This is a genomic window from Singulisphaera rosea (assembly GCF_054877945.1).
Genome location: NZ_JBTYIP020000014.1, coordinates 41,643 through 63,680, shown reverse-complemented (window position 1 = coordinate 63,680; position 22,038 = coordinate 41,643). Strand labels below are relative to the sequence as shown.

At 64.9% G+C, this 22,038-nt stretch carries 22 protein-coding genes; 10 read left to right on the top strand and 12 right to left on the bottom strand.

Translation table 11 applies throughout. From position 1 onward, the window contains the following. Window positions 1–40 precede the first annotated feature (40 nt). Window positions 41–649 carry an NUDIX hydrolase gene (locus ACYOEI_RS22525; RefSeq protein ID WP_462851832.1) on the top strand — a complete coding sequence of 203 codons (609 nt, stop codon included), beginning with the start codon at window positions 41–43 and terminating at the stop codon, window positions 647–649. Here the strand turns inward: ACYOEI_RS22525 and ACYOEI_RS22520 are convergent, their stop codons facing one another. Beyond that, window positions 650–1,012: a hypothetical protein gene (locus ACYOEI_RS22520; protein ID WP_462851831.1), complete on the bottom strand. Its 363-nt coding sequence runs from the start codon at window positions 1,010–1,012 to the stop codon at window positions 650–652. Window positions 1,013–1,951: 939 nt separating this feature from the next. Then, on the bottom strand, window positions 1,952–2,482 hold the full coding sequence (locus ACYOEI_RS22515) for a hypothetical protein (protein ID WP_462851830.1): 531 nt from the start codon (window positions 2,480–2,482) through the stop codon (window positions 1,952–1,954). 448 nt (window positions 2,483–2,930) lie between these two features. Between ACYOEI_RS22515 and ACYOEI_RS22510 the strand changes: the two genes are divergently transcribed. Beyond that, a complete protein-coding gene (locus tag ACYOEI_RS22510; protein ID WP_462851829.1) occupies window positions 2,931–3,755 on the top strand; it encodes an alpha/beta fold hydrolase in 825 nt (274 codons plus the stop codon). A 225-nt stretch (window positions 3,756–3,980) separates the two neighbouring features. Here ACYOEI_RS22510 and ACYOEI_RS22505 read toward each other — a convergent pair whose 3' ends face one another. The 3 genes from ACYOEI_RS22505 to ACYOEI_RS22495 form a co-directional block, all read right to left on the bottom strand. Continuing rightward, the gene (locus ACYOEI_RS22505; RefSeq protein WP_462851828.1) at window positions 3,981–4,664 is read right to left on the bottom strand and encodes a serine O-acetyltransferase; all 684 of its coding nucleotides are present in this window, start codon (window positions 4,662–4,664) and stop codon (window positions 3,981–3,983) included. Window positions 4,665–5,302: 638 nt separating this feature from the next. Further along, window positions 5,303–5,710: a helix-turn-helix domain-containing protein gene (locus ACYOEI_RS22500; RefSeq protein WP_462851827.1), complete on the bottom strand. Its 408-nt coding sequence runs from the start codon at window positions 5,708–5,710 to the stop codon at window positions 5,303–5,305. A gap of 440 nt (window positions 5,711–6,150) precedes the next feature. After that, entirely contained in the window at window positions 6,151–6,819 is a 669-nt protein-coding gene (locus tag ACYOEI_RS22495) for a 3-keto-disaccharide hydrolase (protein WP_462851826.1), read from the bottom strand. 174 nt (window positions 6,820–6,993) lie between these two features. Here ACYOEI_RS22495 and ACYOEI_RS22490 point away from each other — a divergent pair, with 174 nt between their 5' ends. Both ACYOEI_RS22490 and ACYOEI_RS22485 read left to right on the top strand, forming a co-directional pair. Then, a complete protein-coding gene (locus tag ACYOEI_RS22490) occupies window positions 6,994–7,542 on the top strand; it encodes a TetR/AcrR family transcriptional regulator (RefSeq protein ID WP_462851825.1) in 549 nt (182 codons plus the stop codon). Between the two features lie 60 nt (window positions 7,543–7,602). After that, the gene (locus tag ACYOEI_RS22485) at window positions 7,603–9,075 is read left to right on the top strand and encodes an FAD-dependent monooxygenase (RefSeq protein WP_462851824.1); all 1,473 of its coding nucleotides are present in this window, start codon (window positions 7,603–7,605) and stop codon (window positions 9,073–9,075) included. 151 nt (window positions 9,076–9,226) lie between these two features. Here the strand turns inward: ACYOEI_RS22485 and ACYOEI_RS22480 are convergent, their stop codons facing one another. Beyond that, window positions 9,227–10,300 carry an SDR family oxidoreductase gene (locus ACYOEI_RS22480; protein WP_462851823.1) on the bottom strand — a complete coding sequence of 358 codons (1,074 nt, stop codon included), beginning with the start codon at window positions 10,298–10,300 and terminating at the stop codon, window positions 9,227–9,229. A gap of 138 nt (window positions 10,301–10,438) precedes the next feature. Here ACYOEI_RS22480 and ACYOEI_RS22475 point away from each other — a divergent pair, with 138 nt between their 5' ends. Together ACYOEI_RS22475 and ACYOEI_RS22470 are read left to right on the top strand one after the other, a co-directional pair. Beyond that, on the top strand, window positions 10,439–10,843 hold the full coding sequence (locus ACYOEI_RS22475) for a winged helix-turn-helix transcriptional regulator (RefSeq protein WP_462851822.1): 405 nt from the start codon (window positions 10,439–10,441) through the stop codon (window positions 10,841–10,843). Window positions 10,844–10,890: 47 nt separating this feature from the next. Continuing rightward, window positions 10,891–11,832 carry an ankyrin repeat domain-containing protein gene (locus tag ACYOEI_RS22470; RefSeq protein WP_462851821.1) on the top strand — a complete coding sequence of 314 codons (942 nt, stop codon included), beginning with the start codon at window positions 10,891–10,893 and terminating at the stop codon, window positions 11,830–11,832. Between the two features lie 183 nt (window positions 11,833–12,015). Here the strand turns inward: ACYOEI_RS22470 and ACYOEI_RS22465 are convergent, their stop codons facing one another. Then, complete coding sequence (locus ACYOEI_RS22465; protein ID WP_462851820.1) at window positions 12,016–13,173, bottom strand: MBL fold metallo-hydrolase; 1,158 nt, start codon at window positions 13,171–13,173, stop codon at window positions 12,016–12,018. A gap of 84 nt (window positions 13,174–13,257) precedes the next feature. Here ACYOEI_RS22465 and ACYOEI_RS22460 point away from each other — a divergent pair, with 84 nt between their 5' ends. Both ACYOEI_RS22460 and ACYOEI_RS22455 read left to right on the top strand, forming a co-directional pair. Beyond that, a complete protein-coding gene (locus ACYOEI_RS22460; RefSeq protein ID WP_462851819.1) occupies window positions 13,258–13,416 on the top strand; it encodes a hypothetical protein in 159 nt (52 codons plus the stop codon). A gap of 174 nt (window positions 13,417–13,590) precedes the next feature. Beyond that, window positions 13,591–14,040 carry a DUF1810 domain-containing protein gene (locus ACYOEI_RS22455; protein ID WP_462851818.1) on the top strand — a complete coding sequence of 150 codons (450 nt, stop codon included), beginning with the start codon at window positions 13,591–13,593 and terminating at the stop codon, window positions 14,038–14,040. Window positions 14,041–14,232: 192 nt separating this feature from the next. On the opposite strand, the gene ACYOEI_RS22450 is transcribed toward ACYOEI_RS22455, so the two are convergent. The 5 genes from ACYOEI_RS22450 to ACYOEI_RS22430 all read right to left on the bottom strand — a co-directional run bounded on the left by ACYOEI_RS22450 (window position 14,233) and on the right by ACYOEI_RS22430 (window position 18,187). Next, the gene (locus ACYOEI_RS22450; RefSeq protein ID WP_462851816.1) at window positions 14,233–15,342 is read right to left on the bottom strand and encodes a DUF1559 family PulG-like putative transporter; all 1,110 of its coding nucleotides are present in this window, start codon (window positions 15,340–15,342) and stop codon (window positions 14,233–14,235) included. Window positions 15,343–15,484: 142 nt separating this feature from the next. Beyond that, window positions 15,485–15,739, bottom strand: coding sequence for a hypothetical protein (locus ACYOEI_RS22445; protein ID WP_462851815.1), 255 nt, complete (start codon window positions 15,737–15,739; stop codon window positions 15,485–15,487). A 679-nt stretch (window positions 15,740–16,418) separates the two neighbouring features. Continuing rightward, window positions 16,419–16,841: a hypothetical protein gene (locus ACYOEI_RS22440; RefSeq protein WP_462851814.1), complete on the bottom strand. Its 423-nt coding sequence runs from the start codon at window positions 16,839–16,841 to the stop codon at window positions 16,419–16,421. A 105-nt stretch (window positions 16,842–16,946) separates the two neighbouring features. Beyond that, window positions 16,947–17,723, bottom strand: a complete 777-nt coding sequence (locus ACYOEI_RS22435; protein WP_462851813.1) for a tRNA(His) guanylyltransferase Thg1 family protein — start codon at window positions 17,721–17,723, stop codon at window positions 16,947–16,949. After that, window positions 17,720–18,187, bottom strand: coding sequence for an AAA family ATPase (locus tag ACYOEI_RS22430; RefSeq protein ID WP_462851812.1), 468 nt, complete (start codon window positions 18,185–18,187; stop codon window positions 17,720–17,722). The genes ACYOEI_RS22435 and ACYOEI_RS22430 overlap by 4 nt, the downstream gene beginning before the upstream one ends. A 359-nt stretch (window positions 18,188–18,546) precedes the next feature. Between ACYOEI_RS22430 and ACYOEI_RS22425 the strand changes: the two genes are divergently transcribed. Both ACYOEI_RS22425 and ACYOEI_RS22420 read left to right on the top strand, forming a co-directional pair. Then, the gene (locus tag ACYOEI_RS22425; protein WP_462851811.1) at window positions 18,547–18,936 is read left to right on the top strand and encodes a BlaI/MecI/CopY family transcriptional regulator; all 390 of its coding nucleotides are present in this window, start codon (window positions 18,547–18,549) and stop codon (window positions 18,934–18,936) included. 2 nt (window positions 18,937–18,938) lie between these two features. Next, window positions 18,939–22,010: a M56 family metallopeptidase gene (locus tag ACYOEI_RS22420; RefSeq protein WP_462851810.1), complete on the top strand. Its 3,072-nt coding sequence runs from the start codon at window positions 18,939–18,941 to the stop codon at window positions 22,008–22,010. Window positions 22,011–22,038 lie beyond the last annotated feature (28 nt).

Below are 22,038 nucleotides of genomic sequence, written 5' to 3'. Positions count from 1 at the left end.
GGTCACCAGGGCTGGAGACGAGCATGCCGGAGACGACGCAATGCTGAAACCGTGGCGGGTCCTCGAGAGCACCGTGACCTATGAAGACCGCTGGCTGAAGGTCCGCTCCGACTGCTGCGAGGCGCACTCGGGCCGGATCATCACCCCGTTCCACATCCTCGAGTACCCCACCTGGGTCAACGTCGTGGCGCTGACGCCGTCGATGGAAATCATCCTCGTCCGCGAATACCGCCACGGCGTCGCGACGATCCTGACCGGCCTCCCCACCGGCTCGATGGAACCCGGCGAGACCGACTCCGAGGGTGCCGCCCGCCGCGAGCTCCGCGAGGAGACCGGATACACCGGCGAATCATTCGTCGAGATCGCCTGCCACTACGCCAACCCGGCGAACCAGACCAACCTCGTCCGCTCCTACCTCGCCCTCGACGTCCTCGAGACCGACCTCCCAAGCCTCGACCCCAACGAGGAGATCGAGGTCGTCAAACACGACCTCCTCCCCTTCCTCCGCCGCTTCTGGGATCGCGACATCCCCCTTCAGGGCACCCACGCCTCCGCCATCCACACCGCCGCCCACCTCCTGATGACCGGCCAGGCCCCCTCCCCTCCCCCCTTCCGCGACGCCTTGATCTCCGAGTTCTTCCGCAGTTGATCAGATCAAATCAATGCCAAGAAACTCAGCATACCGAGCTGCGTGTTTGCGATAGATGTCCGAGTCGACGACGATCGACCCGCACCCAGATAGGCCGTAGTACTCGCCGAATTCAACGATCAGGCCAACCCAGTCGGCGAGCCGAGGATGGCAGGACCGGAGGACCAAATCCTCCATCGTATCCATCCGGTCAAAGATCCCGACCGGGAGCAACCTCCCCTCGCAACGCGGCATCTCGATCGTTTCGAGGATAACCTGCATCCGCAGAGAGATACCCCCGAGGTCGGCATCGGTTAACCGGTCCGGCAATAACTCTTCAAGGACAACGCCATCACAGGTTAAAGGGCGAGCCACCCACTGCATTTTTTCACCTAAGATTTACCATGACGAATCACAACCACTGCGCGAAGCCCTCGAAGGGCAGTTCAATCGGGGAAATCAACCAGGACGTGCCATCTTCGACCTGCTTATCGCGGCTAGCGTGCGGCTGGCACAGGGCACGACGTGTCGCTTGACCTATGAGCGGAGGCGGAAACGGGGACTGGCTCCGCAGCGAAGCGCAGGTGCCTGTCCCCGTTTCCGCCGTAGCGGACGGCGACGGCCCGGAAAATGGGGACAGCTACCCGGCCTCGGAGTTGATCCGTGAGGGGCCCAGCCTGCCCCGGCCGAGAGCCAGTCCCCGTTTTCCTCCGACGTGCGCAACGCGTGCGTGAACCGCTCTAACGTGCCAGAGGACGACGCCGACCCAAGACGGCCAGGACTTCATCGGAAACACGAACGTCGGTAGCCACAGCAGGCCGATCTCTCCTGTGCCTTCCCATCCGGCCTGCAGGAACGCCACCCGTGCCGCCTCGAAATGGGCCGAGGGGTCGGGAAGATACCGATCGGGAGACTGGATGAAATGGAGGTTGTCGATCCACTCGAACGCATAGATCGGGAACGAGGCCGTCGCCTTTTATTACTTACTTTTTCATGTCAACATCAAAACGTATCAACAAACCCAACATCCCACAGCTAAGCCGGCTTGCCGCCCTCGACTCGGCGGAGTACCGAGCCATCACGACCGCAGGTACGACATCGCCAATCAACCCGACGAACAACCACTCGAGTTGTCCCGGACGAAGCCTCGCCCAGACGTGGAGGACGACCGATATCCCGGATGCTGATCACCTCCAGATCATCACCGTGGCACTCGTCGCAGAGTCCGCCTTCAGGATTCGCCGACGACATGGCGACCTCCGTGGCCACACTCGAGTTCAACTCGACTCAGCAGAAGAGGGATGAACTACCAATACTCACCGTTCACGCGGTTCTCGCCGCGTCCGGAAGGGTTCCAGAGATCTTCGGCTCCGAGTTCGAAAAGCCTTGACCGCTTGCTCGTGTGAGGGCCGCGGCGACCGCGACAGGAATCGCGAGCAGGATAGTCGCGACGACGATTTCGGAGGGATACCACGCGGGATGTTCGAAGCCCTTGTGTCGAACGGGCGTGAGTTCCATCGCTTTCACGACATTCAGGATGACAAACCAGAGGGGTAGCGTCGCCCCGACGATGATTGCAAGGGTTCGTGCAAAGCGACGGGGCTCGCGAGGGGCGAGAGACGCCCAGCCGCCACAGCCGAAGAAAGTTCCGACGACGACGGCATAGGTGCAGAGTTCCGACAAGACGGCGTAGAGGTCGTAGGCCCGGCCGAGATCCGACGTCCCCCGGGCATGCCGCCAGCACGTCGCCACACCGAATACGACCGCCGCGGAGCCGACTGCACCGAACACCGCACCCGAGGACGCACCAAGGAGGCCGCGGTAAAAAGTCGGCCACCTCTGCCATCTTCGCATGACGACATCCCCCATGACTCGCCCGTTCCGACGTCTCCGAGATGGACTCCACCCCACCCTACGATGGTTTGGGTTGGCCGCTCGGGCAGGAATCCGTCGAGTCTCGACCCCCCGCGAACCTCTCGAAGCCGCCAACGCCCTCGACCCGCTCGCACGCGGCACGCCCCACTTCGGCCTGGAACCTGGAACGCTCGGCCATTTCGATGATCGCGGTGGGCACAGGCTTCAACAATATATCCTCAGTCCGATACATGTCCTTGGTCAAGACTTCGACCACGATCCCACGGCGACCAGCGCGGTTTTTCGGATCGAGCCGGGACAGCACCAGTCTGGTCGTGACGTCGAGCTTGTTTGGCGGATACCGCCGCCGTACAGTGCAGCCGAGGCGGCCCGAAGCACTCCGTCTGTGATCTGGTGAAGAAGCAAGGCCCACGACATAGGAGGATTTGTGGATCGAATTACCGTGAAGGATGGGACGGAGATCTATTACAAGGACTGGGGATCGGGCCAACCGATCGTGTTCAGCCACGGCTGGCCACTTTCGGCCGACGACTGGGACGCGCAGTTGCTATTCTTCCTCCAACATGGCTATCGCGTGATCGCCCACGACCGTCGTGGGCACGGACGGTCAACCCAGTGCGCCGACGGCCATGACATGGACCATTACGCCGACGACCTGGCGGCCGTCGTCGAGCATCTCGACCTGAAGGAAGCCATCCATGTCGGCCATTCCACGGGCGGCGGGGAAGTCGTCCATTATTTGGCCCGGCATGGCGAGGGCCGGGCGGCGAAGGCGGCGCTGCTCTGCGCGGTCCCGCCCCTGATGGTGAAGACCTCGGCCAATCCGCTCGGCCTTCCCAAGGCGGTCTTCGACGACTTCCAGGCCAAGCTCGCCGCGAATCGGTCCCAGTTCTATCGCGACGTGGCGAGCGGGCCGTTCTACGGCTACAACCTCCCGGGCGCGAGTGCCTCCGAGGCCGTGATCCAGAATTGGTGGCGTCAGGGCATGATGGGGGGCGCCAAGGCCCACTACGACGGGATCGTGGCCTTTTCGCAGACCGATTTCACCGAAGACTTGAAGTCGATCACCATCCCGGTCATCGTCATGCACAGCGAGGACGACCAGATCGTCCCCTACGCCGCATCCGGGCCGCGGTCCGCCGGGCTCCTGAAGAACGGCACCCTCAAGACCTACAAGGGCCTCCCGCACGGGATGCCAACCACCCACGCCGATCAGATCAACGCCGACCTGCTGGCGTTCCTCAAGTCGTGACTGGCGAGAGCAAGTCCGTGAAGGCCGACTCGGCCATGTAGTGGCTGGCCACAGCGCAATGTCCCAAGGACGGATGGAGCAGGCGGGCGAAAAGCAAGATTGATCCGCAGATGACGCAGATTGACACAGATAAAATTCTTAAAGCTTTTATTTTATCTGTGTCAATCTGCGTCATCTGCGGATCGTCTTCAGACCCCTTTACCTAGCCCGATGTCTTGGCGCGGCTCAATCGGCCCGAGAGGAGAGGGCCACGCCCGCTGACGCTCCGACGTACTCGGCAGGATCGTCGGAGTGGGCGTCGTCGTCATCATCGAAGTGGGAGATCGACGGGACGGCCAAGGCCTCGAGCTCCTTCGACTTCCGGACCATCGGGCGAGCGGGGACGCCGACCATGATGGCCCCCGGCGGGACGTCCTTGGTCACGACGGCACCAGCTCCGATCACCGCGCCATCGCCCACCGTGATCTGCCCGAAGACGATCGCGCCGGCGAAGATCGTGACTCCGTCGCCGATGACCGGCCCGCCGGCGCCCCGGTGCGTCTGGAGGTTGGGCTCGTTGCCGATCGTCACGTGCTGATAGATGGTGCAATCCTTGCCGATCCTGGTCGGCGAGACGATCGTCGCGGTCCCGTGCTGGATCAACAACCCGGCGCCGATCGGCTCGCTCAACGCCAGGCCCGAGGGCCCGGGCAAGACGAGACTCGCAACCCGGAGGAGGACCCGGCCGAACAGGCCGACGCCCTTGCAGCGAAAGTAGAACGACCCACGGAATCCCTCGTCATACAAGGCTTGCGAGAGCGTGGCACCCTCACCTCGGCGCGCCAAGTCGGCACGGATGTCGGCCCTTTGCCGCTCCGGGAGCGTCCGTTCGGCCCACTGGCAGGCGGTGACGGCGAGTTTGTCGATCATCAAGGCACCTGGTTGCGAATGATTGGGAACGGCTGAATTGAGGGTAGCGCGTTGACACTCGGGTTGTCCTTAAAGAGCGCCAAATCCATCCTCCATGGCCCAGCCCCGGCCACGGCACGCCCCGCCTTAAAACATCACCGGAGAGGGTCTTCTTGTCGTCCACTAAATTTTAGGTGACGATTCGTCTCTTGAATTCATGAAAACCTCGGCCAAATAAAAGATTCACGACCTTATATTAAGTATATCATCTCGAATGCCTCTACCAGGGGCAAAACTCGCATTTGCGTAGCCAATGGCATCCAAGATCGGGACAAGATCCCCAGGGTTCTCCGCACTGCGTCCCGAATATTGCCCCTGCCAGAAGATGTTTTCGCCCACACGCCCTCACAGTGCAAGATCGGAGTGTCTTCACGTTGCCTTTTGGCCACATCACCTTGTCTCTGCAAGGTGATAGCTTCACGACTCTATTGCATGTTCAGCGCAAGAGCGATATCACTCCAAATTGCCTGATGCGACTACCACATGCAAGATGCAAGACCGAACACAAAATCGCGATTTTTGACGAAACCTTCTCATTCACAACTGTTTTCCTATCGGCTCAAGGACCGCTTGAGGCCGATCCCCGCGCCGCGATTCGATTAATGGAGTGATCGCTCTCTCCGCTTGGCCTCCAAGGGGCCTCGCTCCCCTTGAGGGAGGACTTCCGATCGCGAATGATCTCGAGCTTGTAGCTTGCGCAAGCCTCGCGAGATTGCCATGATGCTGCATTCCACGCCGAGCTGCCGGCGCAATTCCTCGAGCGTGGCGGCGGGCTGTTCCCGGCTGAGCTGGCGGAGACGCTCGAGCTCGGCAGAGCCTAGCGCCGGTCGGCGGCCTCCGCCGTGTGGCTTGGGTTCCACGGATCCCGTCTCGCGGTGATGGCGCAGCAACCGCGTGACGAACGACGGGCTGACGCAGAATCGGTGCGCGATCTGGCGTGTGGATCCCTCGCCGTTCCGTACGGTCTCGATCACCCGCCTTCGCAGATCTTGCGAATACGTGGGCATGGATCACCTCCTCACTTGCCCACCTCTTCCTTTCAAATCGCGCGCCAACCGATCGTCAATCGATCGCGAGACATTGGCCTGGAGCGATTTACGTCCAGGCGGCGCATGGGATACCGCGTCCAAGAGCCGGGGGCGGATTCACCACTGGGGCACGAGGGGCACAAAGACTTTCCAGGAGTCAATTGAAGGTGTGATCTTATTTTTCAAGGCAATGACGTGGTGATTGCCGAGGCGGGAGGGGACCGAAGTCTCATTGTCTCTGTACGAGCAGCCGGGGAGGCACCGGCGAGAGGCGGGGTTTGGTGACGAGGCTCGAGGTTGCGAGTTCATCCTTTGAAAAGCGAGTGGCGGCGGGGGCAGAGGCGAAATCCTCGGGGAGGCTCGGGCCGAGGGTGTCTCGGATGGCGGACAAGGCTTCGGCCCGAGCGGATTCGGCGGGATTACTTGCCGGAGAGCGGGCGGACGGAGACTTCCTTGAAGGAGACCTTGGAGTCCTTGTCGTGGTTCTGGAGGCCGATGTAGCCTTTCTCCGGCCTCGGGCCTCGCGCGGGGTCACCTTCGCCGATGATGTCCTTGGCGTCGGGCTTGAGCACGCTGGAGTCGAACTCGGCGACGGGCGTGCCGTTGATCATCGTGGTCACGCGGTTCCCCTTGAGGGTGACCTCTAAGGTGTTCCACTCGAGCGGCTTGCCGGGCTGGGCCTTGGCGTCGGCGAACGTGTAGATCGAGCCCGTCCCGCGCGCGGACCGGCCACCGTCGGCGATCTGGACCTCGAAGCCATGATGGACGGCGAACCAGGGGTCGGCGGGCTTGTCCGCGATCCGGATGTAGAGGCCCGAGTTCGACCGCGGGGTCCCGGTCTTGTAGACGACCCGAATCACACAATCGCCGAGCTTCTCGCGCGAGTACCAGAGCAGGCCCATGCCCCCCTCGGTGCGGAGCTCCCCGTCCTCGACGACGAAGCGGCCGGGGCCGACATGCTCCCAGCCGTCGAGGCTCTTGCCGTCGAACAAGGGCTTCCCGTCCGTCGCCGATTGGGCAAAGGCCGAGGAGCCGGAGGCAACCGTCAAGGATAGCGACAGTAAGGCGGCGAATTTCAGGCGAATCATCGATAAAGCCTCGCGAGAGGGGATCGGGTCGAAATCGACCCGAGACTAACGCGCGGGTACTGGTCGATCAATCGGCTGCGAACCGGGGCAGGATATCAGGACTTCGCCAAGGCTCCTTGACGCCCCCGTCGCCCCGGGGTACGATTTGGTGGGTCAACCAACCAAGGTGTTCCCGTGACCGATCGCCGGCAAGAAATCATCGAGGCGGGCCTGGCCACGCTCCGCGAGCGTGGCTACTCGGGGTTCACCCAGCCCAGGGTGGCGACGCGTGCGGGGCTTCGGCAGAGCCACTTGACCTATTACTATCCGACGCGAGCCGACCTCCTGGCCGCGGTGGGCCGCGCCGCGGTCGACGGGCAGCTCGCGGCCGTGGATCGCGCGCTGGCCGAGTCGTCGGTCGAGGTATCGGCCGGGGCGATTGCGAAGCTCATCGGGCGACACGAGAATACGCGCGTCCTCATGGCCCTCGCGCAGGCGGCCGACCAGGAGCCTCCGCTGCGCGTGCTCTTCCTCGAGTTGGTGGACGGCATCGTCGGGAGGATCAACCGCGCCCTGGGGAATGCCCGGCCGACCGTCACCGAGGAGGACGCTCGGATGTTGCACGCGCTCTGCGTGGGGCTGGCCGTCGTCGACCTCGCCACCGGACGACCGGACGGCGAACGTCGCGCCTGTGCCGTCGTCGAGGTGGCACTCGCCATGATCGTGAAGAAGATTCAAGCGTAATCACAGTCCGGTCTGTATCGACTCCCTCAAGGCCCGTTCGTTTCCCGGAGGACAACTGCGATGAAGCCCGTTCTCGTCGTCGGCGCCGGCCCGGTCGGGATGACCCTGGCCTCGGAGCTTGCTCGCTATGGGGTGCCCGTGCGCATCGTCGACAAGACGGCGCAACGGACCGACAAGTCCAAGGCCCTCGTGGTGTGGAGCCGGACCCTCGAGCTGCTCGACCGAGGAGGAGGAGCGGCCCCGTTCATCGACTCCGGCTTCAAGGGCGGGACGGTCAACATCACCGCCGGCGACAAGGTCATCGCCCGGGTCTCCATGGCGAGCGTCAACACCCCCTACCCCTACGGCCTGATGCTCCCGCAGTCCGAGACCGAGCGACTGCTCGAGGAGAGGCTCCAGGGCCTGGGCGTCGAGATCGGCCGGCGGGTCGAGCTCACGTCGTTCCAGCAGGTTGCCGACGGCGTGGACGCCGTGCTGCGGCACCCCGACGGCCGGGACGAGGCGGTGTCGGCGAGTTGGATGGTCGGGTGCGACGGGGCGCACAGCACCGTGCGCCACGGCGTGAACGCCCCATTCACCGGGGTCACGTTGGATAGCGATTGGATCCTTGCCGACATCCACATGACGGGGTATCCCGTCCCCGACTCGGAGACCTCGGTTTACTGGCACCACGACGGGGTCTTCGTGATCTTCCCGATCTCGCCGGGCCGCTATCGGGTCATCGCCGACATGCCCCCCGCGGGGGCCGAGCACCCGCCGACGCCGACCTTGGAACAGGTCCAGACGATCATGGACCGCCGAGGGCCGGGCGGGCTGAAGGCCACCGACCCGATCTGGCTCTCGGGCTTCCGGATCAACGGCCGCAAGGTCGCGAGCTATCGCTGGGGGCGTGTCTTCCTCGCCGGCGACGCGGCGCACGTCCACAGCCCCGCGGGCGGGCAAGGGATGAACACCGGGATGCAAGACGCTTTCAACCTCGCCTGGAAGCTGGCGATGGTGGTTCGAGGCACGTGCGACGAGCATCTCCTCGACAGCTACAGCCCGGAGCGGAGCCACGTCGGCGACGAGGTCCTCAAGAACGCCGAGCGGCTGACGGCCGTCGGCACGTTCAGGAATCCCGTTGCCCAGGTGGTGCGCAACGTGGTGGGCCACCTCGTGCTGGGCCTGAGCCCGGTCCAACACGCCATGGCGGATACCATGACGGAGGTCTCCATCGGCTACCCCGACAGCCCGCTGAACGGCCCAGCGGAGGGTGGAACCGGCCCCAGGCCGGGCGAGCGAGTGCCCCCCGTCGTCGGTGAAGTCCCCGTGGGATCGGGGAGTTCGCCCTTGTTTGCTCTCTTCGGCGAGAAGACCAAGGCCGCCGCGCTCGTGACCCGGTTCGCTGGCCTGCTCGACCCCGACATCCGCTCACCTCTTCACGAAGGGGGCTACTGGCTCGTCCGCCCCGACGGCTACGTCGCCTGCTCGGCCCATGGCCTCGACACCATCGCCGACTACCTCGACACTCTCGTCCATCCCGTCGAGGCATAGCCGCCCCCGCTCCCGAAACCCGGTGTTTTCTTCAACACCGGGTTTCTGTACCAGGAGGCCTCGACGTCCCAGCCGGGATCGCGACGTCGACGGCATTAGAAACCCGGTGCTGAAGAGAACACCGGGTTTCGATTCGGAAGAAGAGAGCCCTTTACCGCCCCAGGTCAGGGATGATCCGATCCTGCCTCAGCCTGGCGAAGAGGTCGAGGAAGGAGCCGAGCGTCGGCTGGTAGTCGTGGAACCCGGCCACGCGACTCTTGGACATATCCGTCACGACCTCGATCTCGCGTCCCAAATCGAGGTCGGTGTGCCAGGCGGAGGCGAGCTTGGTGATGTCGGGCTCGGCGAGTTCGTGCGTCGCGGCGAGGCGGGCCCAGTCCGGCCCCGCGTCCGCCAGTTGCGGCTCGAGCGACGTCGGGCGACCCGGGTAGGGGGCGGCCTCGATCCCGAAGTCGGCCGCGAGCCTCGGCCAGAGCCATCGCCAGCGGAAGATGTCGCCGTTGACGATGTTGAACGCCTGGTCCCGACCGGCGTCGCTCGTCGCCGCCCATTCCAAATGGCGGGCGAGGACCCGGGCGTCGGTCACGTCCGTCAAGCCTTCCCACTGCTGGGGCGAGCCGGGGAAGACGAAGGGTCGGCCTGTCTCTCGGCAGAGGGAGGCGTAGACCGCGAGGGTCACCCCCATGTTCATGGCGTTGCCGAGGGCGTAGCCGATGATCGTATGCGGTCGATGGACGCTCCAGGTGAACCCTCGCCGACGCGCCGCGGCGAAGACCTCGTCTTCCTGGGTGTAATAGAAGTTCTCGACGGGGAGCCTCGGCATCTCCTCCCGGAAGGGGGTCTCGGGCTTGGCCTTCGCGTAAGACTCGAATGGGCCGAGGTAGTGTTTCAGGCCGGTGACGAGGGCGACGTGCCGCAAGCCTTCCGACGTGTCGAGCGCGTCGAGGAGGTTCCGCACGAGGGCGCCATTGACGGTGCAGTTCTCGGTCTCGGTCGCGCCTCGGACCCAGGAGGTGATGAAAACATGAGTCGGATCGATCCCGGCGAGCGCCGAGCGGACCGCCCCCGGATCGAGCAGGTCGGCCGCGACCGGCCGCACGCCGGGAAGGCCCGTCTGCGGCCTCCGGGCGAGGCCGTGGACCTCCCACCCTTTGGAGACGAGTTGCGCCGCCAGGTTGTTCCCGACGATGCCGGTCACCCCGGCGATGATTGCTCGCAGTGCCATGAGCCTTTCCTCAATCCCCCGAGGCGAAGCCGAGCCCCTCGGCACCGCCTCGGGGATTACGGGAAATCTAGGACCTTGGCCTCCATCCGGCAAGTAGGCACAATCAGGGGACGTAGTTACCATTTGGGGACCACCACCATGTCGAAGCCTCGGCCGATCGTCCTCGACGAAGACTGCGCCCCTCGTCGCGTTCTTGAGCTGTTCAGTGTCAAGTGGACCACGATGGTGCTCCACGCCCTGCACTACCACGGCGGCACCTGCCGGACCGGCGCCCTGGCGCGAAGCCTTCCGGGGTGCTCGAAGAAGATGCTCACCCAGACCCTGCGCGAGATGGAGCGGGACGGGCTGATCGGCCGGAAGGTCTATCCGGTGGTCCCGCCGATGGTCGAGTATTCCCTGACGGCGATGGGCCAGCTCTTCATCGAGCCGCTCGAGATGCTCTACGCCTGGGCGGCCCGGAACGACGAGGCCTTGTCGAAGCTCACACGCCGAAGGAAGAAGCGGGCGGCCTCGGAGGCTCAGGAGGACAAGGCCTCATCCTGAGGGGCTGAGAATGCCTCGAACGGGTTTCCACCTCGACAGGTGACCTCATGACGACCGATCCCTCCGAAGAGGACTTCGCGTTCGGCAAGGATTCCTGGTGGGCCGAGCATGCCCCCCGGCGAGAGGTTGCCCAGCGCGTCGGCGACGCAATCCGGAGTGGTGACCTCGACTCACTGGCCAGGATCCTGGAAGAACATCCGGAGCTCGCCCAGGATGGGTTAGACATCCCGAACTTGCTGGAGGACGCCGCCAGTCTCGGCAGGGCCGAGGCGATCGACCTGCTAATCCGGGCGGGCGTCTCCCCCGACACAATCAATGAGAACGGCGGCACCGCACTTATGAAGGCCGCCTGGCACGGCCAAAATGAGGTTGCCCGGGTCCTCCTGGCGGCCGGGGCCGACCCCGACATCCTGCTCGATGACGACGGCGACCCCGAAATGCTCGGCTGTTGCGCCCTCCACTTCGCCCGGGTCCAGGGACATCAGGAGCTCGTCGAGCTGCTGGAGCCGGTCACGGCCCCCGAGGTCCGCGCGTTGGCCGAGGAGACCACTCGGCTGGTGCTCGAACGCAAGGCCGCCGAGCCGCCGGAGCCGCCGCAAGAGTTCCAGGCGCTCATGTCCGCGATCGTCGCGAACGATCCTGACGGCGTCCGAGCGGCCGTGGTCGATGGGGCGGACGTCAACGATCGGGACGAGCAAGGGACATCCCCGCTGTGGCTCGCCGCGGCCGGTGAACGGAGCCGGGCATTGCCCGTCCTCATTGAGCTCGGTGCCGAGGTCGACGTGCCGGGCGAAGAATTCGGCACGACCCCGCTGACGACCGCCGTACGTCTCAAGCGCTTCTCCGTCCTCGCCCCTCTCCTGGCCGCCGGCGCCGACCCCGACCGACCCGACGGCGCCGGCATGACCGCCTGGCAGATGGCCAGGATCAACCCCGGCGACGACTCGAGGACAGAGGCCTTGCGCCAGGCCTGCGAGGGTCTTCGTTAGCGACTGATGCGAACGGACTCGGCCTGGCGGAAAACTCACCACAACGTCTCAAAGGCACAATAAGGAATCCGGAAGGGAAGAGCCAAGAGGGATCCGCTCTCAAGAATTGCCCCCCTTTAGTGTCTTTGTGGTGAATTTCTCAACGGCACCTTAGCAGTGAGCCATTCGTCCTCGGTCCAACACTCAGCGAACCGGGAGCTCGCGGCGGCCTTTTCGCTCGGTGAAGTAGGTAAAGACCTCGCCGACGTTGCTCGCGACGTTCTCTTCGAGCATCTCGGCGGGCTTTACGCCCGCAAACAGGGCCCCGAGTTCGTGCTCGACCCGTCGGCGCGTTCCGCCTGCGTTGAGCGACGTCAAATCGCCCGGGACGATCGACTTCTTGAGCTCATCGAGGGGGGTGCCTCGCTCGACCCCTCGCGAGACCTTCTCGGTCACCTCCTCGACGTAGGCGCGGAACTCGGCCAGGACCGACTTGCCCTGCTGCACCGAGCCGTGGCCCGGGATCACGCGGTCGAACTCCAGTGCCTCCAGCGCCCGCAAGGTCGCCGGCCACTCGTCGGGGAAGCCGTCCCCCATGTAAGGGAGGAGCCCGTGCATCAGGTCGCCGGTCGCGATCACACGCTCGGACGGGATGTAAGCCACCACATCTCCCGCCGTGTGGGCCCGGCCGAGGAACATCAGGTGAATCTCGCGCCCTCCTCGGTGGAGGATCATCGTGCGGTCGAACGTCAACGTCGGGAGCGTGACGCGGGGAGGTGTCATCTCCTTCAAATACGCCTCGAGCCCTTCGATCTGGGCCAGGAGCCCTGCACGTTCGGACTCGTCCTTGCTCGCCTCGAGTTTCGTGCGGAACTCGGCGATCTGCTTGGGGACCGCGTCGAGTGACTCCTTGATGCGCGGGATGCCGAGTTCCTCGAGCCAACGACGGGTCTTCACTGAGGAGATCACCTCGACGTTCGAGCCGAAGACCTCGGGATAGGCTTCGTTCCCCATCGCGTGGTCGCCGTGCAGGTGGCTGTCGACCACGTAGCGGACCGGGAGCTCCGTGATCTCGGCGCGGATCTGCGTGATGAGGGCCTTGGCGGCCGAAGGTTTCGAGTGCGTGTCGACGACCAGGACGTGGTCGCGGTTGACGACGACCGCGGCGTTGCAGTTGAGCATCGCCGTGGGCTTGGCGATCGCCGCATAGATCCCTTCGGTGACCTTCTTGAGCTCGAACAACGCCCCGGATGTCGAGCCGCCCGAAGGCGGATGCCCTGCATCCGCCAGGGCCCGCACGGGCGAACCCCAGTATGACCCCCCCGCCGCGAGGAGCAACCCGGCGGCCTTCAGTCTCCTCAAGGCCTCACGACGGCTCGGTTGAGACGAGGCCGAGTGCTCGGACGCCGTTGAGGCATGCGCCGGGCCGCCATGAGGATGCTGGTGATGACCACCATGAGGGTGGTCGTGGTGATGATGACCGCCGTGCCGGTGATCGTGATGAGAGTGGTGGTGATGATGACCACGAGCCCCGTGAGCGTTTGCCTGGCACATCTCGCCCTCCGTCCGTCTGGGAACGCGACTTGCGAAGCTTTCGGATCATAGATACCCGGTCGGTCCCCTGGGGACAATGAGCCCGATACCCCGAGTCGGGCACGCCTTCCGACCTATGAAAACTTCGGTTATCGTCAGGTCGATGGGACGCCTCTCGCAACGGCCTCGGACGAGGCGGGGCGTCGGTCGGTCCCGTACGAATACCTGATTGAGGGAGGGTAAGCCGTGGCCGCCAAGAACACGCACGAAGGAGCGGATGATCCATATGACCTGGGCCGCTTCGTCAGCGCGCAGGTTGAAGATTACGAACAGGCGCTCGACGAGATCACGCGAGGCCGGAAGACCTCGCACTGGATGTGGTACATCTTCCCGCAGTTCGACGGGCTCGGGATGAGCTCGATGTCGAGGCGCTATTCCATCAAGTCGCTCGACGAGGCCAAAGCGTACCTGGCCCACCCCGTACTCGGGCCTCGGCTGATCAAATGCGTCGAGGCCGCGCTCGGCGTCGAGGGGCGATCCGCCCACGACATCTTCGGATCCCCGGACGACATGAAGCTGAAGTCGTCCGCGACCTTGTTCGAGCTCGTCAGCCCCAAAGGCTCGATCTTCGAGCAGTTGCTCGATCGATACTACCAGGGCGGTCGAGACCAACAAACGCTGACGCTGGCCAAGTAAACCTCAGAAGGACGACTCTGCACCGAGCCCTCACGCTGCTGGTTTTCACCACAAAAGCACAAAGCCACAAGGAAGCGGGTGCCGAGAGCCAAATCTGTTTGGGCTCTCTCCCTGTTTCCTTTGTGTCTTTGTGCCTTTGTGGTGAATTTTCAACTCAATCGACCGGGGAACTTTGGTGGGCTTCCCCCAGACTCAATACGAGTCGGCGCTGATCACTTCACCGCCGTTGATCGTGGAGAGCGCCTGCCAGACGCCGGGGATCGACGTGTTCGGGATCACGCAGTTCGCCCCGCCGCTGGCGGAGCGGGTGATGCCCCTCGAATTCCAACTGCTGATCGAGTCCTTGACGAAGTGGACCGAGCCGTCGGCGAACGCGGCGTTGACGCCGCCGGGATGGAAGCTCATCGAGGTCATGGAGGGGATGCTGTTGCCGTCGTCGCAGCCGTCGGCGGCCACGAAGCTGGTGTCACGGCTCGAGGTGTAATAGATCGCGGGGATCTTGATGTTCGGGGGGTAGAACGAGGTGATGGTGCAGTTGCTGTAGTCGGCGTCGGCCCACCAGCCCTTGGTCTCCCAGTCGCAGCCGCCGTCCGCGGCGCAGCCGAACTGCTCGAGCTTGCCGTGGGCCATCTCGGCCCAGGCGATGGTGTTGCTGGTGCCGTCAGTGATGTTGCTCATCTGGACCGGCGGGCGGCTGGCGCTGCCGTAGGGGGCCGGCGCACCGGTGTCGGGGAACATGCCGTTCTCCATCGCCATCTCGGTCGAGTTGGGGATCCGGCCGTCGCTCGGGCAGTAGGTGCCGAGCATCCCCGCGTAGCTGGTGTACGTGATCGGCACCGGGGCACCGTCCCAACCGGCCGCCTGCTCGGTGAACCGCAGGCCGACGATCGAGGCGTCGCTCGGGCACCAGAGCATGCTCAACCCGAACCCGGCATAGGTGGAGTTGATCCACGAGTAGGCCACATGGTTGAAGTTGATGGCGTTGTACAGCGCGCCTTGCTCGGCGAACTGCATGATGCGGGCGAGGTGCGACCAGCCGTCGACACCTCTCTTGAGGGCGCCGCTCGAGTTCGTCGTGTTCGAGATCGAACGGCCGATCGGGAACGTGCTGAAGGCACTCTCGTAGTTGACGGCGGCCAACCCGAGCTGCTTGAGGTTGTTGATGCACTGGGCCCGACGGGCGGCCTCGCGTGCGGCCTGGACGGCGGGGAGCAGCAGGGCGATCAGGACCGCGATGATCGCGATGACGACCAGCAGCTCGATCAGGGTGAAGCCGCGACGCGCGGCCTCGGGGCGGGACATTCTGACCATTCCTCGAACTCCAGTCGAAATAACCAATCAATCACGACGGCATCGGCGCCGACGCTCGGCGAGGGCCCATCGCCCTCGTTTGTACGGTGTGGAGACGCGCGCCGCGGACATCGAGCCCGCGGACGCGATCCCCTTAGCGCACGGCGTTCGACGCCCGTTCGCGCTCGCGGATCTTGCGCATCCGCTCCTGGCGGGTGAGCGCGACCTTGTGCCTCGCCCTGCCTTTGCCCACATACTTATATTCATCGTCTTCGGTGATCAGGCTGGCGCTGACCGGCGTGCCCCGTGTCGCGCCCTGGCCGGACGAGCCGCAACCGGCCTGCAACGTGCCGGCCATGAGCACGCCCGCCCACGCCAAGGGCCGAAGGCGAGCGAACGATTTCGACATCACGATCTCCTCCAAGGCCATTAGGGAGGTCGTTCCGTCCCGTCCCCACGGCCGTGATTCGCACCCCGAAGGATTCCCGATCGAGTGGCCCAAGCCCCCGAAACTCCAGGCGCAGCGACGCCCGAGCCGGACGGGCGGCCCGGCCTTCGACGTCTCGGCGCGCAACCTCTCCGACGACAACCCCTCGGCTGCCTCGGATCAACTCTTCTTCTTCTATTCGTCAATCCCTATACGTCTCACGACATACAGGATCAACAACACCAATAACTCCGCCCGGCTTCGGGCCTTTCGCCGTCACTCGCAATCCCCTCGCCTGGTACAGGGGATCGTCCGCCTCATGCGGATGTCGTCGCGGTCTCCGTCTTCCAAGGGGGGGGATTGGACGCTGGGCACCGCACTCACTGAACGCGCCCGACGGGCGAGGTTCCCGACGATACGGCATGGCGCGGGTGGGAGGATTCACGGGCGGGATACTGACAACATCAATCCGGCGATCGTACCCACGACGGACCTCTCCGTTGAGGTCGAACCGTCTCGACCACACGGGGGTAACCTTAGCAGACCGATTGCGAAACCACAAATTAAGTTTGTGTTAAACCCGCGCCAACACGATCCAGTATGTCGCATTCAAGCGCGAGGCCACACGACGCCCCTTAATTCACCAGCAATTACAATGAGCTTAAATGTCACCTAGCTCTTGTTCCATCCTCGCGACCAGATCTCGGAAGTCGACATCGGGAAGGAGCAGCATCGACAGGGGTGTGGTGTCGCTCTCCAGGAGCGTGAGCACGTCCGCGGTTCCCGTTCGCAGTCCGAGGCCCTGGCCACGTTTCTCGAGGGCCCGGGCGACGATCTGGTCGAGCGGGAACGCGGAGGATGCCTTCGCCAGCCTGGCCGAGAGCTCCACCAGGTCGGCCGCGCCGAAGGTCCCCCTGTCGTCGAGCCTGGCCCCCTCCGTCACCAGGAGCAAAGCTTCGGCCAGTCGCTCGCACGCCTGTTCCTGCAACCGCGTCGGCTTGGTCATCCTCGTCACCCTCCAGACTTTGAGCTGATCCCGAAGGCCCGAGCCGACGTGCGTCGTAACGTCGACCTCGTCCGTCATCTCCCGCGTGTTCGGCTCTCGGCGTGTCGAGCTCCTCCCAGAATCGCACTCTTCGAGGGACCGGGGAAGAGCCCGGCGCCGCCGGGTCAGGCCGATCGCGGAGCATCAGGCCGGTTCGCGCATCGAGACAGGCGACACGTCCATGACCCGGCCGAGGAACGTGGCGTAATCGCGCTTCATCGGCAGCTCGCGGTCGATCCGGATCCGCCGCCGGACCGCCTTCACGGCCACCCTTCGGACCGGGTCGTAGCCTTCCTTCTCGAAGCGTTCCCAGTAGATTCCGGTGCCGCGGCGTTGCCAGGATGGTAGCTCGTTGAAGTTGATGCCATACTCGTGCAGGAGATCATGCTTGAAAGAAACCGGCCGACGATGGAGGGTCTCCGTCGCCTCTGAGACCCCTTTCCCCGCCTTGCGGAGAGTCCAGTAACACCATCCGTTCAAGGCGCAACGCGCGGCGTCGGTTTGCCTCCATCGGAAATAGTCCACCACGTCCTCGTCCCTCGCCCCGAGCCAGGCCCGGCTATCGAACTGGACGATCTCGCCGCACGCCCTCGTGAATGCGGCGCTGGCCAGTGCGGCCGAGAGGCTCACCACCTTCTCTTGCTCGCGGTCGAAGAGATCCCACCCCCTGGGGAGGAGAATCGAAATCTCGTCGCTCTCGGTGTAGGCATAGAGGCCCTGGAACCGCTCCAGTAAGGCTCGAGCCGTCTCGATCATGTATTCATGGAAGCGCAGATCAAACGGCTTCTCGAACCGGTCACTCGTGAACCGGGTGAAACCGTGCCCGTCGAGCCTCAACACGGCCCAGGCGGACGTCAACAGTCGCTGGCCGTGGAAGCACTCGCCGGCCCTCATCCGCATCTCGAATGTCGACGCGTTCATGGCGTACCTTCGCTCTCAAACCTCTCGACCGTGACCTGTCCATCGGGGACGGGCCTGACGCGATGGAGGCGGTCGAACCCCTCGCCGAGCGTCGGAGGCCGGAGACGTTGCCTCGTGATGAAGACTGCCGCATCCGGCACCCGGGCCTTTCCGAGTCGCTCGGCGTTTCTCGCCAGGCATTGCTCGATCGGGGTGTCGAACACGTAGCCGGCGACTTCGGCCTCGTATCGCCTGGCGAGCGCGATGATCACGGCGCGGTCCTCGACCGTGGGATTCGTGTTGTCGACCACGACCGAGCGGCCCTCGCGGAGAGCTTCCTCGATCAGGAACATCTGCCTCGCCTGGGGTCGACGGTTGTTTCGGAGGAGGTCCTTGCTCACCAGGATGTGCGTCGACGCGAATCGGCTTCGGTAGAAGGTGCTCTTCCCCGAGCCCTGGAGACCGACGAACAGCACGACCTCCATCACCCCGTCCCTCCGCAATTGGCCCGACTGATCTCTCGGCAGGGCCGACACGGCCAACCCTCGAGGAGTTCGCGATCGCTCGCCGAACAAAGACCTTGCCTCGTTGGTCGATGTGCCGAAACCGGGGTTCTGTGAGGAGTACTCGGTGCTGGCCAGCGTGAGGTCGGCGATGACGGTGGCAGAAACCCGGTCTTGAAGACAAAACCGGGTTTCGGAAGAGCTGCTGAAAATTCAGCAGAGGACTCTTGACGACGGAGAGATAACTGCTAGATTTTCAGCATGATGCTGATTTTTCAGCAGGACTGTCGAGGAGCCGGGGGTTCCTGGTCCATGCGACCCTGACGGGGGCAGACTCAGTCATGTCCAGGAAGTCACAGGCGGGCCTGAGCCGCAGGGAGCGGCAGGCGATGGACATCATTTACGAGTTGGGGCGTGCGACGGCCGCGGAGGTGTTGGAGCGGTTGCCGGACCCGCCGAGCTACTCGGCGGTCCGGGCGATGTTGCGGGTCCTCGAGGAGAAGGGGCACCTGCGACACGAGCAGGATGGGCCGCGTTACGTGTTCCTGCCGACGCTGGCGAGGGAGTCGGCCTCGCGTTCGGCGATGCGTCAACTCATCCAGACATTTTTCGGAGGTTCGGCCGAGAAGGCCGTGGCCGCGATGCTGGACCTGTCCGAAGACGCCATGTCGGAAGACCAGCTCGACCGGCTCGCCGACCTGATCGAGAAGGCCCGAAAGGAGGGCCGTTGACCATGGATCCGCTCGCTTTGCTCGTCGGTTCGACCCCGGTCGCCGCCTGGTTGGCGGCGACGGCCAAGGCCTCGGTCGTGCTCGGCGTCGCGGGCCTCGCCTGCCTCGCGCTCCGGCGAGCCCCGGCGTCGGCGCGGCACCTGGTCTGGGGCCTGGCCCTCGCCGGCTCGGTCGCCCTGCCCGCGCTCTCCGTGCTCGTCCCGGCGATCGAACTCGCACTACCGGGGATGGCGCCGAGTGAGGGTGGGGGCGGCCTGGAGGCGACGCCGACAACATCTCCGAGTCCTGCCATCGCCCTCAACGCCGAGGTCAAGCCACAACGGCCCCCGTCCCCGGTGACGTCGACACCTTCGGTCGATCCGGCCGACCTTGGCATGGGCTCCCCTGCCCCTCCGGCTCAGTCCGTCACTTCATCAACAAGGCCCCGGCATTGGTCGACCTGTCTCCTCGTCGCCTGGTTGCTGGGCGTCGTCGCGGCGTTGGCGCCGTTGCCGGCGGGTGTCGTGGTGCTTCGACGGCTCGCCCGCGGGGCGCGAGCGGTCGACGACGCCAATTGGATCGACCTGCCCGATCGCCTCGCCCGCACCCTCGGATTGCGGCACCCGGTCGCCCTCTACCGATCGGACTTCGCCCCGATGCCGATGACCTGGGGATGGCGACGCCCCTTGATCCTGCTCCCTCGGGACGCCGACCAGTGGGATGACGGCCGACGTCGTGCGGTGCTGCTCCACGAGTTGGCCCACGTCCGTCGGGGAGACTGCTTGACCCAGTCTCTCGCCCATATCGCCTGCGCTTGGCACTGGCACAACCCGCTCGCCTGGATGGCGGCCCGGCAGATGCGCCGGGAGCGGGAGCGGGCCTGCGACGAGCAGGTCATCGGCCGAGGCGAGCTTCTCCCGAGCGAGTACGCCGGCCACTTGCTCGCCCTGGCCCGAGCCCATCGCCCGGTCCGAGGTGCGGGCCTGGCCGCCGTGGCGATGGCCCGCCAATCCCGCTACCAGTTGGAGGCCCGGGTGCTCGCCATCCTCGAAGGGTCGCACCATCGCCCGCTCTCCCGACGATTCTTCGGGCTGGCGTTCCTGGCCCTTGCCGTGCTGCTGCTTCCCCTCTCCGCCTTGCGAGTGCGGGCCCACGACGCGACTTCGCAGCCGGCGGACGCCTCCCCTACCGAGAAAGCCGAGGGCCGGGCGATGATCGTGATCCGCGGCCAGGTCGTCGACGAGGCCGGCAAGCCGACCGCCGGGGCGAGCCTCGCGGCGATCGCGACCCTCTCGCGTCAGCTCGGCGACTTCGACCCCGTCCGGCGTTTCGTCGGTCATGCTCGTTCCGATGACGCGGGCAGGTTCCGGCTCGAGGTGCCTCTCGGTTCGCCCCGGCCTTACGAATCGCTCGCGGTGATCGCCTCCACGGCGGGACAAGGCCTCGCGGAAGCGATCCTCGAACCCGACGAAGACCGCCCCGAGGTCACACTTCGACTCGTGCCCGAGCAAGTCGTCCGGGGGAGACTCCTGGACTTACAAGGCCTCGCCGCCGGCAAGGTGAACCTCCGGGTCATCGAAGCGTGGAGGGAGAAGCCCGAGGGGTGGTGGCTCAACCTGCCCCAGGCGCCCCAGGGCATCCCTTCCGAACTGCCAGGGCAGGCGACGAGCGACGACCAGGGATACTTCACCCTCCGAGGCTTCGGGACCGGGTTGAAGTTCAGGATGGAGGTCATCGACGATCGGTTCGCCCGACAGGAGTTGAGGGTCGAGGACATCGAGCCCGGAAAAGACAAGGAAGTCGCCCTCGCCCTGGCGCCCGCGCACTGGATCGAGGGGACGGTCACCTTCGAGGATACCGGCAAGCCCGCGCCGGGCGCGAACCTGACGATCCAGGTCCTCAACCGCGAGCACGACATGAGACGCGAGTGGTACTCCGCCGTGACCGACGCCGACGGCCGATATCGCATCAACACGGCCCAGGGCAAACTCTACAACATTTTCACGTATCCTCCGAGTGGCGTCCCGTACCTCTTCCTCAGCTCGCAGCACACGGCGACCGACGCGGTGAAGCAGGAGGTCAACCTCGCCTTGCATCGTGGGATCCTGGTCGAAGGGAAGATCACCGAGACCCCGTCCGGTCGGCCGGTCGCCGGCGCCAAGGTCGAGTATCGACCGGGGCGGAGAAGCAACCCCTACTATCGCGAGGACGCGGTCGCTCGGTTCGTCAGCTTCGAGCCGAACGTCACCACGGGTCCCGACGGCACGTACCGGATCGCGGTCCTCCCCGGCAGGGGGAACCTGCTGGTGAAAGGACCAACGACCGACTATCTCCACGCGCACATCACCGACCGCGAGCTCGAATTCGGGGCTCCCGGCGGCGAACGTTACCGCCCCGACGGCCGGGTCGCCCTCGACTTGAAGCCCGACGTCCGGACGCATGCGGCCGACGTGACGCTCCGCCGAGGACGGACCGTGGTCGGGGACGTCGTCGGGCCGGACGGCCGGCCGGTGGCGAAGGGAGTCGTCTTCTCGACCATCATCACCAATCCGGCCTCGTTCGAGTACAGCCAGAACACGCGGACTTTCCATCAGGGACGGTTCACCCTCCCGGGCTGCGACCCCGACCACGAGGTCGCGGTCTACTTCCTCGACGCCGAGCACCAACTCGGAGCGGTCGTCAACATCTCGGGCCGGCAGGCCGACGCCCCACTGACCGTCAAACTCGAGCCTTGTGGGTCGGCGACCGTGCAGTATGTCGACTCTCAGGGACGCCCTTACCAGAAGGACCGGTCACGACTCCTCGCCTTCGTCCAGGTCACGCTGTCCCCCGGCCTGGATTCCGCGGGCATGATCATGCCGAACGACCCCGTCCGGTCCGAGTCGATGATCGTCGAAAACCTGGACCGTGTGCGATACCGAGCGCTCGAGCCCGACAAGGACGGGAAGGTCACGTATCCAACCCTGATCCCGGGCATCCCCCTGCGGCTCGTCGTCGCGGACGGCTACTGGGAGATCAAAAAGGAGTTCCAGGTCAAAGCCGGGGAGACCTTCAACCTCGGCAACGTCACCGTGAAGGAGTTCGATCGGAATTGATCAATCCTCAGATATGTTCAGAAAAACG

Bases quoted from the DNA above. Each gene is read 5' to 3' on its own strand.
- ACYOEI_RS22525 (WP_462851832.1), top strand. From the start codon at position 41: ATGCTGAAACCGTGGCGGGTCCTCGAGAGCACCGTGACCTATGAAGAC.
- ACYOEI_RS22520 (WP_462851831.1), bottom strand. From the start codon at position 1,012: ATGCAGTGGGTGGCTCGCCCTTTAACCTGTGATGGCGTTGTCCTTGAA.
- ACYOEI_RS22515 (WP_462851830.1), bottom strand. From the start codon at position 2,482: ATGCGAAGATGGCAGAGGTGGCCGACTTTTTACCGCGGCCTCCTTGGT.
- ACYOEI_RS22505 (WP_462851828.1), bottom strand. From the start codon at position 4,664: ATGATCGACAAACTCGCCGTCACCGCCTGCCAGTGGGCCGAACGGACG.
- ACYOEI_RS22500 (WP_462851827.1), bottom strand. From the start codon at position 5,710: ATGCCCACGTATTCGCAAGATCTGCGAAGGCGGGTGATCGAGACCGTA.
- ACYOEI_RS22495 (WP_462851826.1), bottom strand. From the start codon at position 6,819: ATGATTCGCCTGAAATTCGCCGCCTTACTGTCGCTATCCTTGACGGTT.
- ACYOEI_RS22485 (WP_462851824.1), top strand. From the start codon at position 7,603: ATGAAGCCCGTTCTCGTCGTCGGCGCCGGCCCGGTCGGGATGACCCTG.
- ACYOEI_RS22480 (WP_462851823.1), bottom strand. From the start codon at position 10,300: ATGGCACTGCGAGCAATCATCGCCGGGGTGACCGGCATCGTCGGGAAC.
- ACYOEI_RS22475 (WP_462851822.1), top strand. From the start codon at position 10,439: ATGTCGAAGCCTCGGCCGATCGTCCTCGACGAAGACTGCGCCCCTCGT.
- ACYOEI_RS22470 (WP_462851821.1), top strand. From the start codon at position 10,891: ATGACGACCGATCCCTCCGAAGAGGACTTCGCGTTCGGCAAGGATTCC.
- ACYOEI_RS22460 (WP_462851819.1), top strand. From the start codon at position 13,258: ATGACCACCATGAGGGTGGTCGTGGTGATGATGACCGCCGTGCCGGTG.
- ACYOEI_RS22450 (WP_462851816.1), bottom strand. From the start codon at position 15,342: ATGTCCCGCCCCGAGGCCGCGCGTCGCGGCTTCACCCTGATCGAGCTG.
- ACYOEI_RS22445 (WP_462851815.1), bottom strand. From the start codon at position 15,739: ATGTCGAAATCGTTCGCTCGCCTTCGGCCCTTGGCGTGGGCGGGCGTG.
- ACYOEI_RS22440 (WP_462851814.1), bottom strand. From the start codon at position 16,841: ATGACGGACGAGGTCGACGTTACGACGCACGTCGGCTCGGGCCTTCGG.
- ACYOEI_RS22435 (WP_462851813.1), bottom strand. From the start codon at position 17,723: ATGAACGCGTCGACATTCGAGATGCGGATGAGGGCCGGCGAGTGCTTC.
- ACYOEI_RS22430 (WP_462851812.1), bottom strand. From the start codon at position 18,187: ATGGAGGTCGTGCTGTTCGTCGGTCTCCAGGGCTCGGGGAAGAGCACC.
- ACYOEI_RS22425 (WP_462851811.1), top strand. From the start codon at position 18,547: ATGTCCAGGAAGTCACAGGCGGGCCTGAGCCGCAGGGAGCGGCAGGCG.
- ACYOEI_RS22420 (WP_462851810.1), top strand. From the start codon at position 18,939: ATGGATCCGCTCGCTTTGCTCGTCGGTTCGACCCCGGTCGCCGCCTGG.